9 protein-coding genes are annotated in these 14,238 nt (G+C 34.9%); 5 read left to right on the top strand and 4 right to left on the bottom strand.

Going from position 1 to position 14,238, the window contains the following annotated elements; all coding sequences use genetic code 11:
- Positions 1-493 precede the first annotated feature (493 nt).
- Both CKF58_RS03505 and CKF58_RS03500 read left to right on the top strand, forming a co-directional pair.
- Positions 494-1,126 (top strand): hypothetical protein, encoded by a 633-nt coding sequence (locus CKF58_RS03505; RefSeq protein WP_119531015.1) that lies wholly within the window; start codon positions 494-496, stop codon positions 1,124-1,126.
- Positions 1,127-1,449: 323 nt separating this feature from the next.
- Complete coding sequence (locus CKF58_RS03500; protein WP_119531013.1) at positions 1,450-2,232, top strand: hypothetical protein; 783 nt, start codon at positions 1,450-1,452, stop codon at positions 2,230-2,232.
- A 219-nt stretch (positions 2,233-2,451) separates the two neighbouring features.
- Here CKF58_RS03500 and CKF58_RS03495 read toward each other — a convergent pair whose 3' ends face one another.
- The gene (locus CKF58_RS03495; protein WP_119531011.1) at positions 2,452-3,156 is read right to left on the bottom strand and encodes a hypothetical protein; all 705 of its coding nucleotides are present in this window, start codon (positions 3,154-3,156) and stop codon (positions 2,452-2,454) included.
- An 11-nt stretch (positions 3,157-3,167) separates the two neighbouring features.
- A complete protein-coding gene (locus CKF58_RS03490) occupies positions 3,168-3,821 on the bottom strand; it encodes a hypothetical protein (RefSeq protein WP_119531009.1) in 654 nt (217 codons plus the stop codon).
- Between the two features lie 1,000 nt (positions 3,822-4,821).
- On the opposite strand from CKF58_RS03490, the gene CKF58_RS03485 reads away from it, so the two are divergent.
- From CKF58_RS03485 to CKF58_RS03475, 3 genes are all read left to right on the top strand, one after another.
- The gene (locus CKF58_RS03485; protein WP_147397206.1) at positions 4,822-5,550 is read left to right on the top strand and encodes a hypothetical protein; all 729 of its coding nucleotides are present in this window, start codon (positions 4,822-4,824) and stop codon (positions 5,548-5,550) included.
- 153 nt (positions 5,551-5,703) lie between these two features.
- Complete coding sequence (locus CKF58_RS03480; RefSeq protein WP_119531005.1) at positions 5,704-8,487, top strand: hypothetical protein; 2,784 nt, start codon at positions 5,704-5,706, stop codon at positions 8,485-8,487.
- A gap of 621 nt (positions 8,488-9,108) precedes the next feature.
- Positions 9,109-9,774 (top strand): hypothetical protein, encoded by a 666-nt coding sequence (locus tag CKF58_RS03475; RefSeq protein WP_147397205.1) that lies wholly within the window; start codon positions 9,109-9,111, stop codon positions 9,772-9,774.
- A 315-nt stretch (positions 9,775-10,089) separates the two neighbouring features.
- Here CKF58_RS03475 and adhP read toward each other — a convergent pair whose 3' ends face one another.
- Entirely contained in the window at positions 10,090-11,148 is a 1,059-nt protein-coding gene (gene adhP, locus CKF58_RS03470) for an alcohol dehydrogenase AdhP (RefSeq protein ID WP_222987682.1), read from the bottom strand.
- Between the two features lie 1,183 nt (positions 11,149-12,331).
- Entirely contained in the window at positions 12,332-13,444 is a 1,113-nt protein-coding gene (locus tag CKF58_RS03465; RefSeq protein WP_119531000.1) for an NAD(P)-dependent alcohol dehydrogenase, read from the bottom strand.
- Positions 13,445-14,238: the final 794 nt, after the last annotated feature.

The following is a 14,238-nucleotide window of genomic DNA, read 5'->3' as shown; positions in this document are numbered from 1 at the left end:
AAGCTTTTTTAATACTCCCAAGAGAAGAGAAGAGAAGAGAAGAGAAGAGAAGAGAAGAGAAGAGAAGAGAAGAGAAGAGAAGAGAAGAGAAGAGAAGAGAAGAGAAGAGAAGAACTAAACTAATTAACAAGCTTACACCAATACACTCTAATGCTATTTAATTTTTATTGTTGTCACTAGTTATTACAAGGCAGTATGTAAAAATCACTTAGCAGTCTAAATCCTACTTGCCAACTCTAGAAATAAGTGCTTAACTTGGCATAAACGCCTCTTCTTAGCTCCTTTTGCGATTATTCTTATTCGTCTAAACCACTTAGTCTCCCTTATTATTGCAAAATCTCGTAAAATAGATAAAAGGCTGCAAAATACCAAATCTAATCACAAATCATTTATCGGTTATTTGCAGCACCAGCGTCTAGTTTCATTTTCCCTTACCTTGATATTTTTTATGCTTAACCAACTCATTTCCTCGTTCAGAGTGTGGAGGCAATGGGTGAAAAGAGCAAGTTTACTAACAGTAATTATCTGCTCTTTTCTTCCAGGGATAGCTCAAGCTAATACTGCACAACTCCAAGCTCAATTTAAAGCTCTTAGTGATAAAAATCCCGGTCTTGTTTTTAAAGCTACCGACTTAATGAATGCTTTTCGGCAAATTTATACTCATAAAACTATTACTACAGCCGAGCTTAATGCCTTCTTAACTACTTACTACGGTAGCATTAATAAGGTTTATAGTTTTAGTGGAGAGAAGAACCTCTACACTTCAGACTCTTTAAATGCTTATATGGATTTAGTGAGTATTTGTATTAATTTATACCAAGAAACTAAACACCATAATCCATCATGTTTAGCTTTAGTTTTAGGAGCATATTTTTCGGCACTAAATACCGATGCTGTGCAAACCTATGCTGCGCAGGGTCTCTATGAGCAAGTAAAAAGTAAACAACAAGCTCTTACTCCTTTAACTGCTAATGAAGAATTAGTTCTTACATATCTTGCTCCAGGTAAAGTGTATAAAGTTGCTAAAGACTTCCAACCTCGTCTTTTACGCTATAGAGATCTAACTGATCCTAATTTCAATGTGGCAGATTTCTTAGCTAAGCTTAACATTAAGCTTGTACCATAAAGCAGGTCTAAGTTAAGCTTGATTTAGTTCAAAGAGTAGGCAAAAAGTCTGCATGCAAACATAGTTAGCTTAAGTTTAGGCTAACGGGCAGTGAATTGCTCTTATTAAACATTAGGTAGTAACTATTTTTGCAACTGTTCCTAAAATTAGTTGTCTAAGAAGATAGCCGAGTATAAGCTTAATTTTTCTTTATACTGGGTACAGCGATTATTTTTTCATGTATCCTTAGCCTTTAACCATAAAGCGCTAAGTCTTAACTTACCAAATTAACTATGCGTTTTTTGAAAAAGATGTTTTCTTACTCAACGGTAGGAGCTTTGAGCTTGAGCCTTGCTACTTTGAGTGCTAATTCTTTTGCAGCTACCGAAAGTAACTCACAAAAGAATACAACTAATTCCGAGGTAGTGGTAGTAAAACCCCATGCTACTAATCCTATGCCTCATAAGTATCAAAAACTAATTGCTGACTATCAGAAAATGTCGAAACAAGAACTTGCACAAATTATCGATAGTCAAGCAAGTACTGATACTATTCATGACTTTCAGCAAATTAATGCCCAATTACGTAAATTCCTAAAAAGCAACTACCAAAACCGCAGCATGAATTACAAGCAATACATGCGCATTCTGTTTATGGTGTTCACCAATATTAATTTACGTTACAACTTAACTGCTAAAAGCTATAGCAGTGAAAGTATGCAGCAATTTGTGAATTTCTATCTTGCATGTAAAACTTCACAAAACAAAGGCATTAGCTTACCGAACGCGTGCCAAGATGCCATGAACTTTGGTGCATTAATGCTTGATGATGTAAACTTTATGGAAACTGTTGGACTCTTAAGTTTATATCAAGGCTTTATGTTTAATGCGCAAAAAGGCAACCTTACCTCAGATTTAGGTAAAAAACGCTTTTCTATTCTTAAACATAGTCAACAAGGTCTAAGATTATCCCGTGATTTTAACTGGCAAGTTTATACGTTCCGTCAGTATTATGAACGTGGACAAGCAGCTATTCGTTACTTACAACGTAATTACGGTATTAATTTAGTACCTAACTATGATAAGCAAGAGACTACAAGTGCAGTAGTTGAGTTCCCTTTAAAATAAATTTTTTACTGCAGCAATTTTATATAAAAGCAAGCTTACTACAACTTACTAGAAGTAGTAAACTCAAAAGTAGTTAAACTTACGATAGTAGTAAACTCAACACCTTTGCTTAAGCTCTGCAGTCATAAGATCTGGATCAATATATAGATCAATACGCAAAATCCCCTTCAAGAATTTACTTGAAGGGGATTTTACATATTTGTGCTTTTAGTGCTACAACTATGGTTTAAGTACTACTTTAAATAGTTTTTGCACGGTATCTACACCAACATTTTTAAAGTAATTGTAGTCAACAATAAATGGTTTAAAGTCGAGTGTAAAAGTATTCCATTTTTCAAAGCTCTTAACGGTTTGCATTTCCGCTTGGCTAGCTTTATCTACTCCTTTTTCTTTTACGTTGTAGTAAACATAAGTAGGTACACCTAACATAGCAAGAGTTTGAACTCCATCACGTTGGTAACCAGCCAGCATATACATAGCTAAAATAAAACTACAGCTATGGTTTTTATCCGTTTCTAAAATACGAGCTTTACGATTGGCAAACTCTAAACAAGTTGCACCTAGTTGGGCAAACTGATCTACTTTTGGATCTGCTGTATAAACATTATTGTTAAGTTTATACTTATTGTTTAATGAACCAAAGAAAATACTTGATTGCATTAAGAATTCTTTAGTTGTGATATCGCGATTTTGCCCAAACTGCGTATACTCAAATAAGTATTGCTTAATTTGTTCAATTAACTGCGGATTTTGTTGTAAGAGTTTAGAATAATTACGCTCAAGTTGTTCGATTGAAAGTTTAGATGGCTCATAGTTATAAGCCGCCTGCGCCGGAGCTAAAGCTCCTAAACTAGCAAGCGCTAAACTTCCTTGTAACAACCATGTACTTTTACGTTTTAGAGTTGAAGTAAACAACTTTATCATTAATGTTGCCTCTATTTCTTAATAGTTACTTGGTAAACTTTAAAGAAAAAATCGTCGAGATTGTAATTAGCGTAATCTTGATAACCTAAATAACGAATATTAAACGGAGTTTTTAAGTTATCTAGATTGAGGAGCATTTGCAGTTGTGCTTTATCTTTCGCACTTGGCGCTTGTTTTTCTTGTAGGTCATCACGTAAAGCAAGCAGGGCTAGAGTTTGTAAAGCATCCGCATTGAATGCTCCACCAGCTGCTACTGTACGTACTAAATAACAAGGCTTACTATAAAGGGAGAAGTTTTTACTATTTCTTCCAACTTCAGAATATTGCGTACAAGCTAAAAATAGGCGCACAAAGTTATCAACAGACTCTGAACTATATTTATTGTTTTCTAGTTTGTACTTTTTATTGATAACAGAAAAATAGTAAGATGTATACTCACTTAATTCTTTAGCAGGAATAGTCTTCCCGCGATATACCGAATTAAGTAATGAAATCCAATGGTCGGCTACTGTAATAAAATCCGCATTGTTTTTTAAGAGCATATCTAACTCTTTTTCTAATGAGCTAGCACTCGGAGCTGCTACAGAGGGAGTTGCTAGATTAAGTACCCCTAATCCTAACATTAAGCTAAGACCGAGTTTAGTGCAAGTATAACGAGAAAACATGGCATTACCTTATTAAAACCAAAAAACAACTTTGTAATTCTTTACAAATACTTAGGTAAAACCTTAAAGCAATTTTAGTTAGATTAACTACTTCTGATTAACTACTTGAGATTACTTAGTAAGATTATTAAAAAAGATTGTAAGTCTGCTTACAAAGCTGGTAAATGTAAAATCTATTATAAACAGTTTTTTGGACTAACATGCGATTTTCTCGGTACTTTAGCTCATTAAAATCACCTTATAGTACATACAAACGCTCTTATTCAAATTAAACGATTTTTCTCTTTAAAGCAGGGAGAATTTTTAATTAATAAGGGGTAATTCTTACATCTCAAACTGATATGGTAAAAATCCCTTTTAGTATATGCAGACGCTCTATAAACTGCAAATTGAAAAGCGTAAAAAACGCAATTATTTTACTAAACTGTGTCATCAGTCGCAATTTTTAAGACAAAAGAGAGTAAACTCTAGAATTTAGTAACCGCTTATTGTAAAATATACTAAAACGATATTTACACTATAGAACAGAGTAAAAGCTTCACTTTATCTCTTCACAAATACCCTAAACTCTCCGACTAATATCTTTTCAAAGTATCCTCAAGGTAAACTACTTACTCAATAATTTACCTTGCTAAGCTTCTTATGCTCAAGCTCTAAGGCTCTTCCCCTCTAAGCCTTAACACACTAAGTAATTCCACTCAGTAATTCCAAAACCTAGCATAAGAGCAATCTGAAGAACTATCTTACTAGTTATATAAGAAATATTGCTTCTAAACTTAGAACTTTAAATATCGATTACAATTGTACATATCGATCACAACTTTAAATATTCATTACAAACTCTCATCACCTAATAAGCACAACCAAAGGTAATCCTATTAACTTTACTTTTGCTTAGCTTTACCTTGACATTCCTCTAACTTATTATGCTTAGGGATCTGGTTTGTAATTGACACGTAAATAATTTACTCAAGACAATTCTTACTCTTACTTTGCAGCCATGACAAATCTTACTTTTTGGCAAAGGTTACATCTAGGCATTCAAAAACATAAACTCGCTCTAACCATTATTCTCACGACCTTCTTACTAGGCATAGGTGTGGGTTCGTACTTAGTTGTACGCTTATACCACCCTACGCAAACTTTAGCTTCAACCCACAATCAAGAAGCCCAAGTAATCGAGAAACAAATTCAAACTTATAGTCTTAAACATAGTGCATGGCCTGAAACGGCTACGACCTTTATTCAAAAACTTAAAGACTTAAGTAAAGAACGTCCGTATTTAAGTGTAGATAATTACTATTCAGCACTAGCCGAGTTTTATGCCTTAATCAATACTAGCTACTCACTCGACATTAATAACTATCACTCAGAATCGATGAATGATTTTGTGAATGTAGTTAAACTCTGTCGCGTAGCTCTATTGTCATATCCACAGATCTACGATCAACAACCTTTGTGCAACCAATTAATACCTCTATCAATAGTTTCCGGTTTAAATGAAAACCATTGGCAAACGCTAGGTCTGCTCGGCTTAGCCAAAAGTATTCATGCCAAAATTCAAGCAGACACTGCTACAAATCTCGAAAAAGAGCAGTATGATCTATTGTTGCACTTAGCTGAAAATCGTTTACCTTTTAAACTCGCTGTTCTCACTTACAACGACATTAGCGAGTACATTGGACTCGATTATATTCAAACCATTACGAATATTAATTTAGTTCCGTAAAATAAGTTTATCTTTATAAAATAATTTGAAGTTAACCGTGAGCCCAGCAAGGCTTACGGTTTTTTCTTAATTAACAAGTAATAAAACCTAGTTTATAATAGAGACTTAAGTTAAGATAAAGTAATACACCCTAACATTACCTATTTACATTTTATGGCAAGTAACTTTTATCCGCAGTTATATGCAGGTCTGCTTTATCAAGCCAAAGATCAGCCTATAACGCGCAATCTGGTGCATAGCCAAGCAAGTGGAGCTCATGCCGGAGACTTTACCACTTCATTTCAAACTGCACCGCATACCTTAGATGAGATAGCTCATCTAACCATCTTACCCCCTTCTTTTATCCAAAAGTTAGAAACTGGTGAATACAGTTTCTTACGTCTAGTTTACGGTCAACAAAACGTTGATTTTCCTGATGGTTATATTCTTTTAGCTAATTATGTCCTGCGGAAAGAAGATGCTAATTGGGCATATAAAACAGCGGTAATCGCTTTAGATACTAATGAGTATCTGGCGGCAAATATTAGTAGCATTCGTGCCAGCTTACAACGTTTACAACTCTTATTACAAAAAGTAAATTGCGGCATCTTCTCTTATGGAGAACAAGGACTTGATTCAGTTATCAGTACACATAGCTTACAAAGTCTATTACGTCGTTTAAGTAATAACTTAGCTGATAATGACACTAAAGACACAAGTTATCCAGCGCACAATTTAGCTAATCTGATCCCCAATCGACTACAGTGTTTTGTGCAAGTGCCTAGTCTTGCTAGTGTGCTTAGCAATAGCGACTACTTACAACATGTTCTAAATGCCCAATTACTAAGCCATATTACGAATATTTATTTTTGTGATAACGCTACTTGGAAACAAGCTAAGGAAAAAGATTATAGTAATCGTAAAGATATCTTCTTAAGCGAAGATGATTTTCAGGTTACTACTCCAGAGTTCTTACAAACTTATTACGGTGTAAGTGCAAAAGAAAAAGCTGTAAGTAGCAAAGATTCAGAAAATCACGTAGAACTAGAAAAATTCAACAAAAACCACCAAGAGACTAATCATCAAAATGACGGTTCTCACGATAACAATTCTCAAGATGACAGTTCTCAAGACAAAGATAACTTCGAGGATTTAAAGTTTTCAGCAGAAGAAGCAGAAGCCTTCTTTAATCAAAACAGCACTCTTACTGAAGAAGAGGAGCTAGCTGCTTTAGATTACTATCTAGAGAATCTAGATAAACTAGATGATGTTGATCTTGATGATATCGATCTTGATGATGAAGATCTAGATGACGAAGACTTTAGTGATAAAGATCTAGATGGGATCGATGATCTAGATATATCAGCTGAAGATTTAGATAAACTTATTGATCTAGATCTTTCTCATGAAGACTTAGATAAACTAAGCGATCTCGATATTTCACATGCAGACTTAGATAAGCTAAGTGATCTCGATATCTCAGATGCTGATTTAGATAAGCTGAGTGATCTAGACATCTCACACGAAGATTTAGATAAGCTAAGCAATCTTGATATCTCCAATGAGGATTTAGATGAGCTAAGTGATCTTGATATTTCTCATGAAGATTTAGATGAGCTAAGCGATCTCGATATCTCACATGCAGACTTAGATAAACTAAGTGATTTAGATATCTCAGCAGCTGATTTAGATAAGTTCAGTGATCTCGATATCTCGCATGCAGATCTTGATAAGTTTAGTGATCTAGATATTACGCAAGAAGATTTAGATGAATTAAAAGAACTAGGAATCTCTCCAGAAGATTTAGATCGACTAAACAATCTTGATCTCTCTGACGAAGATCCGACTGAAGATCTGACTGAAGATCTAGAAACAGAAAACAGTTCTGCTGATAAAGATCATGCTGACAAAGATTACACTGACGAATATGCTTCTGTTAAAGAGAAGATCAATGAGCAAGAGAATTCTTCAAGCAGTAGTTCTGATGATTTTGATTTATATAAATTCTTACAACAAGATCCAAGTACCTACTTCTCTTCATTAGAAGCTAAAGAAGATACAACTTCTTATAGTGAAGATGACGATAAAACTCATCAAAAAATCTCTACTCATAGTAGTAAGGTTGATGATGAGGAAGAAGATATTCTCGCTACTTATAAAAGACTTTTTGGTGATCTAGATAATAATCATAATAGTGATGATAGTGAAGAAACTACTAATAGTTTCTCTGATACTAGCTCAACCTCTAGTCTATCTTCTCAAAGTCAACACTCGCAACAAGCGTCAACAACTCAAGACTCATCACAAACTTCGCAATCGACATCTCAAGAAGATTCTACAAGTAAATATGAGCAAGAGTTAGCAGCTTTCCGAGCAGCGCAGCAAGCGGCTATTCAAGCAGAACGTGAAGCAGCCGAACGTCAGCAACAGCAACGAGCAGCTCAAGCCCGTAGACTCGAAGAAGAGCAACGCTTAGCGCAGCAACAGCGAGCAAGAGAGGCTTGGGAACGTAATAACCAAGCACAAGCCCAGTCGCAAGCTCGTGCTCGTTTTGAGCGCGAACAGCAGATGCGTCGTGAGTATGAACGTGAACAACAAAGAAGACAAGCTTATCAACGTGAACAAGCTGCGCGACAAAGATATACCCATCAGCAACATCAATCACGTCAACAGCAAAATAACGATGATGATCCTTATGTCTATCAGTTTCAACAACGTCAAAGCTCATACAATCAACAAAGCTCATTCAAAAGTAATACTAAGCAAGGTAATAAACAATCACGCTTTAATTATCGTGCTGCCACTGATGGTGAGCATGTCCCTTTATGGAGAAGTGTAATTGATACTGTGACTACAACAGTTAAAGATCTCTTTACTGATCCTGGATTCTTAATTACCTTTGGGATTTTTGTTGTGTTATTAGCACTCTTCTCTTGGGATATCTACTCAGTATTCTAAGCAAAAGTAAACAAACTAAATTATGTGCTAAAATAATTATCCAGAAGATGAACTAAAAAAGTACATAAGAATTCATTATTTGTATTAACCATAACTTCATGGTTAATCTCCTTGTTGAGAACCATAACTCATAGAGTTATGGTTCTTTTTTGTTCTAGCACTTGAGGAGTATGTAGTACTTCTTAGTTGCGACTCAAAACCAAAGGCATATCACAAAAACTCCCAACAAAGTCTCCAGTCTAAGATTAATACTCCCTAAATCCTAAATCTAGTTCACCATGAAATACATTACAGTCCAATTACCAAATAACAGCATGCGAATTTTTCACCATCATTGCTTTTCACAATTTTGATCACTTTGATAAAAATCTTGATTGTTTCGTTCTTTTATTGTGCAAAAAGCGGTCACCAGTCGCACTTTTAGCAGAAAATGCGGCAAAAATTAGCACTCTCATTTTAAATTCTTTATAATAAAGTTATAGCTAATCTATGTGTATAGATCTCGCTCTTTACTGTTTTTATGCTAAAGCTTTTGCAAGACCAAAATGGTAAGCTTTAGACTTACTATGTTTACTAACTATAATACTCGACCGAACTTATAGTTTTTCTCTGGAGACCTCTATGCTAAACAAAGCCCTAACCTTGACAGCTTTACTTTGCTGCTTTGGCATGTTTGATTCAGCACAGGCGAAGGTAAATCCTGTAGATAAATACAGCGATAAACTAAAAGCTATTGTTGCAAATAATCCAGAATTACTAAATCTCTCTACAGACTTTGTTGTAAATAAACTATTACAACGTCATCAAGGGCAAACGATTACTTTTGCAATTTATAATCATTTGTTGCTAACTAACTTCTATCAACCTTTAAATACAGATTACACACTTACTCGTGCAGGGTATGATTCTATTTCGATAGACAATTACTTAAAAGTAGTTGCAACCTGTCAACAAATGAAAAAAGATCTACCAACTAAAGAAGCCGTAGATCTAGACAAAAAATACAAACTAATTTGTTCTAAAGCCACCATTATTTACATGTTAAGTGGTGCTACTGATGACTACGTTAGAGCCTATGGTTTACGAGCTTTAACTTATAATCAAGAAACTAACCAAAAATTAGTAAATAAAGATGAATTAGATTTTAAACCGGATTTACCAAGTTATAGTTACTTAGTTGAACAAGGTATTTTACCTAGACTGCGTGAGCAATTCCGCATTGTCGTAACCCTTGAGGGCGAACCTTCGACCAATGCCAATGCTGATGCAAGTTCTACTAAGAAATAAGTTTAAATTTTCTTTAACTGTTTATTAATCTTTCTTCTTAAATTTTCTTTTCTTCTTTAATCTTCTGTTCTTTTAAATTTCTTTTCTTCTTAATAGTTTTCTTGTATATTCTTTAAAACCTTTAATTTCATAAACTAACACTCTGAATCCTCTCTTACGAGAGGATTTTTTCATATAAGTAAAGGCAAGTTAATCACTTAACTTGCCTTTAACCTTTAGAATATTTTTTACAAACTTAATAGTTTGTCTGTCAGGTACAACTTACTAATTAAGATTTAGAGTTTATTAGCATTAAGCTAATAATTACTCCCTAAATTAGTGTTTATGGCCACAGCCACATTTATTTTCTAGAGTAAAGTCTAACACCATACGACCGTTGATACGACCATTGTGCATGTCTTCGAATACTTTACCTACTTCTTCAACTGGACAAGTTTGAACTACTGGTACAACGACACCACGTGCACCGAATTCAAATGCTTCAGCTAAGTCTTGACGAGTACCTACTAGTGAACCCACTACTTCGATACCATCTAATACCATACGTGGAATTGATAAGTCCATAGTTTCAACTGGTAAACCGATTGCTACTACACGACCACCAGCACGTACAGCTTCTACCGCTTGGTTGAAAGCAACTTTAGATACGGCAGTAACTACAGCTGCGTGTGAACCGCCACCTGTAATTTCTTGAATACGTTTAACCGCATCTTCTTTCTTACCATTAACTACAAACTCAGCACCAACTTTTTTCGCTAATTCTAGTTTGTCATCGTTAATGTCAACCGCGATTACACGTGCACCATATACTTTAGCAGCATATTGTACACATAAATTACCTAAACCACCTGCACCGAAAGCAACAAACCATTGACCAGCTCTTACGCCAGAAACTTTAATTGCTTTATAAGTGGTTACACCCGCACAAGTAATAGATGAAGCTTGTGCTGGATCTAAGCCTTCAGGAACTTTAACTGTGTATGCTGCATCTACTAAGCAGTATTCAGCCATACCACCGTCTACAGTATAACCTGCGTTTTTCACTGAACGACATAGAGTTTCTCTACCTGTGGTACAGTATTCACAAACACCACAGCTTTGGTATAACCATGCAATAGATACACGGTCACCAACTTTTAGATTAGTTACATCTGGAGCTACTTCGGAAACAATACCGATACCTTCGTGACCTAAAACACGGCCTGGTTGTTTACCATAATCACCGTCAGCTACGTGTAAGTCTGTATGGCACACACCACAATATTCAACTTTCACTAACGCTTGACCTGGACCTACTGCTGGAACTGGAATTTCTTTTAATTCAACACCATCACATGCTTGAGTTACAACCGCAGCTTTCATCATTTTAGTCATTTTAAAACTCCTTCAGGGGTCTACCTGATGTGGATTGAGGTAAGAAGTAAAAAAGCACAGTTTGGGGAATTATCTTTGATTACTGGAATTAGTTAAGGCAAAATTAGGGCTATACCTCGGTAGTGCTAAATTCTGATTCTTAGTAATTCGTATTACAGTTGCTTGTACCTAAGTTTAGAAATATAAGCATAGCTACAGGCACAGAAATGTCAGCATTCTAAGATAAAAACTAATACTTTTCTACAGGTCTAATGAGAATTAATCTTTAGTGACTTTGAGCTAAATTAGTTCTTAGCGCAAGGTGCAAAAGAGCGAAGTCACATCTCTCTTTATTACCTATGGGCCTAATATTGCGCATTAGAAATCAAGTGACAAACTTCTAAATAAGAATTAGCAAGAAACAGAGTCAAATTAAAAAAGCGTTCTTACTGCTAATCGAGCAACATAAGGATTAATCTCGTTTTCGTAAAGTGTCATTCACTAAACACTTTTTAAAACTAGTATGCAAAGTCTTAGAGCTAGCAGAGCTAATTAAAAGACTTAACTTTAAATAATATTTAGTGAATGCTCATGCACAGCGTAAAAAAAGCAAGGTAACTCATTACCCTGCTGATGATTTCACAATATGTACATGCTCTACGTAAGGCGATAATCTAAGTAAACAACTATACTTAGTAAATTCTTACGCTATAAAAAGAATTGCCAATAGTAGTAAAGATAAGTGAGTACTTTTACTCTCTAAGACCTAATAATCTAGGTGCCATCAAGCTGTAAATAATCTAGCTTATTAAACTTAGATACATTTGCTTAGATATGATTAGATTTGACTAGATTTGCTAAATTTCAGCAAATCTATTAGATCTTGTTTAAGTTTTATGGATATTAATACAAATAGATAGTTAAAAGTATTCACGACCATAAACTACTATATCTACTTAAGTAGAGCATGGACATTGGGTGAAAATACAGCTGATAATGGGCAGCTATAAGGTTATTAGGTCGAACTAGACGCTCGCTCATGGGCAGCGTCTAGCTCTTCCCTAAATACGTTTGAATAAATTGGTAATTAGTTTAGTATGTAAGCTCGCTTTTTGTAGATTTATGCTTAGTCCTTATACTTAGCACTAATGCTTACAAGCAAATCTACTAAGCAATCTATACTTCAACTAATGAGTTGCGTTCATTATTTGTTAAAGCCTGGTTTAACCGCAACTTTTAACACACCATCTCTTTGATTCGCAAATAGATCGTATGCTTCAACAATGTTTTCTAAATCATAAGTGTGAGTTACTAATGGTTTTAAGTCAACGCCACCTGATTTAACAACATTTAATAAACGACGCATACGTTCTTTACCCCCAGGACATAATGCTGTACGAATAGTATGGTCACCTAAACCAGCAGCAAAGTGTTTTAATGGGATTACTAAATCTTCACTATAAACACCTAAGCTAGATAAAGTACCACCTGGTTTTAAGATTGCTAATGCTTGTTCGAAAGTTTTTTGTGTACCTAAACATTCGATCGATGAGTCAACACCACGACCACCAGTTAATTTCATTACTTCGTCGTAAATGTCGCATTCTTTGAAGTTTAAGGTTACAGTTGCGCCTAATTCTTTAGCAATTTTTAGACGATCATTGTTACCATCGATAGCAATAATTACACTCGCACCTCTTAAACGTGCACCAGCTGTAGCACATAAACCAATTGGACCTTGCGCAAATACAGCTACGATGTCACCGATACGAATATCAGCGTTTTCAGCACCTTTGAAACCAGTTGACATAATATCTGGACACATTAGTACTTCTTCGTCAGTTAAGCCATCTGGAATTGGCGCTAAGTTTGCTTCAGCATCTGGTACTAATACATATTCTGCTTGAGTACCGTCGATAATGTTACCGAAACGCCAGCCCGCTGTAGCTTTATAACCGTGGCATGAACATGTGCCATCTTCGTTTAATAAGTATGAACCGTCTTGCGAAGGGAAACCATCTTGACATGGATAAGAAGTAAAGCTTGGACAAATCGCGCCTGCAATTACACGCTGACCTTCTTGGTAACCTTTTACATTAGAGCCTAATTTTTCAATTACACCCACAGGTTCGTGACCAACTGTTAAACCTTTAGCAACTGGGTACTCACCTTTTAAAATGTGAATATCGGTACCACAAATGGTAGTCGTAGTAATACGCACTAAAGCATCGTTTGGACCTACATCAGGAATTTTTTTATCAACAACTTCAATACGTCCTTTTTCTACGAATACTGCGGCTCTCATTGTTTTAGTCATAGAATGATTCTCTTTTAATAAGTAACTAACAAATTTACTCTCTATGTGAAATCTGTTTGATAAAGATTAAGCGTCATAAGATTAAGCTCTTCGTTAAGTCTTAAGCTTGCTCAATCTAAGCTAGTTATTGCTTATTTATTCCAAGTGTACATACAGAGTAAACAGAAACTATAAAAATCATATCTAGCCTCAGCTAAACAAGGTTTATAGCCTTAGTAATCCAACCTGTGGCTAAGAAAATAAGACTCACTTATCTTCGTAAGTAGCAATGCTAAGTCGGTCGTAATACTGTTTATAGTTTAAGGGATAAACTAAGGAAAAATTTACTTTTTTCTTAGTTCTAAAAAGATACAAACAACAAGCTTTAAAAAATGTTAATTTCTGTTTTTCTACACAGAAAACAATGAGATTAAGTGGTTATTTTCTAAAACCCTATGTTAAATCTGATCGTTTTGATCAAAAACTTCAGGATTAAACTATGAGTTATTTGTGTCACACTTCACACTTTTTTAGCAAAATATTTTTTCTCGCTAATTTTTTCACAAAATTTAAAAATCGCCTTTAATAAGTGCTTGCTTTTTAAGCATAATTAAATTTTAGCGATAAAAATGATCAGTATTTTGTACTCAAAAATGCGATTTTGATCACAAATTAACCGACTAAGGTTAGGGGTCATCATCGCAAAATTAGAAAAATTTTAAAGACCTTTTTCGCTGTAATAATTTAATTTTTTATTGACTTAAGCTAGTGGTTATTTTTTTAGGAATGATTTAGTAGAAGAAGAAGAAGAAGAA

This window comes from Psittacicella hinzii (genome assembly GCF_003585935.1).
GTDB classification, from domain to species: Bacteria; Pseudomonadota; Gammaproteobacteria; order Enterobacterales; family Psittacicellaceae; genus Psittacicella; species Psittacicella hinzii.
This window is presented reverse-complemented; position numbering and strand designations above follow the sequence as displayed.

Bases quoted from the DNA above. Each gene is read 5' to 3' on its own strand.
- adhP (WP_222987682.1), bottom strand. From the start codon at position 11,148: ATGACTAAAATGATGAAAGCTGCGGTTGTAACTCAAGCATGTGATGGT.
- CKF58_RS03490 (WP_119531009.1), bottom strand. From the start codon at position 3,821: ATGTTTTCTCGTTATACTTGCACTAAACTCGGTCTTAGCTTAATGTTA.
- CKF58_RS03480 (WP_119531005.1), top strand. From the start codon at position 5,704: ATGGCAAGTAACTTTTATCCGCAGTTATATGCAGGTCTGCTTTATCAA.
- CKF58_RS03475 (WP_147397205.1), top strand. From the start codon at position 9,109: ATGCTAAACAAAGCCCTAACCTTGACAGCTTTACTTTGCTGCTTTGGC.
- CKF58_RS03485 (WP_147397206.1), top strand. From the start codon at position 4,822: ATGACAAATCTTACTTTTTGGCAAAGGTTACATCTAGGCATTCAAAAA.
- CKF58_RS03495 (WP_119531011.1), bottom strand. From the start codon at position 3,156: ATGATAAAGTTGTTTACTTCAACTCTAAAACGTAAAAGTACATGGTTG.
- CKF58_RS03465 (WP_119531000.1), bottom strand. From the start codon at position 13,444: ATGACTAAAACAATGAGAGCCGCAGTATTCGTAGAAAAAGGACGTATT.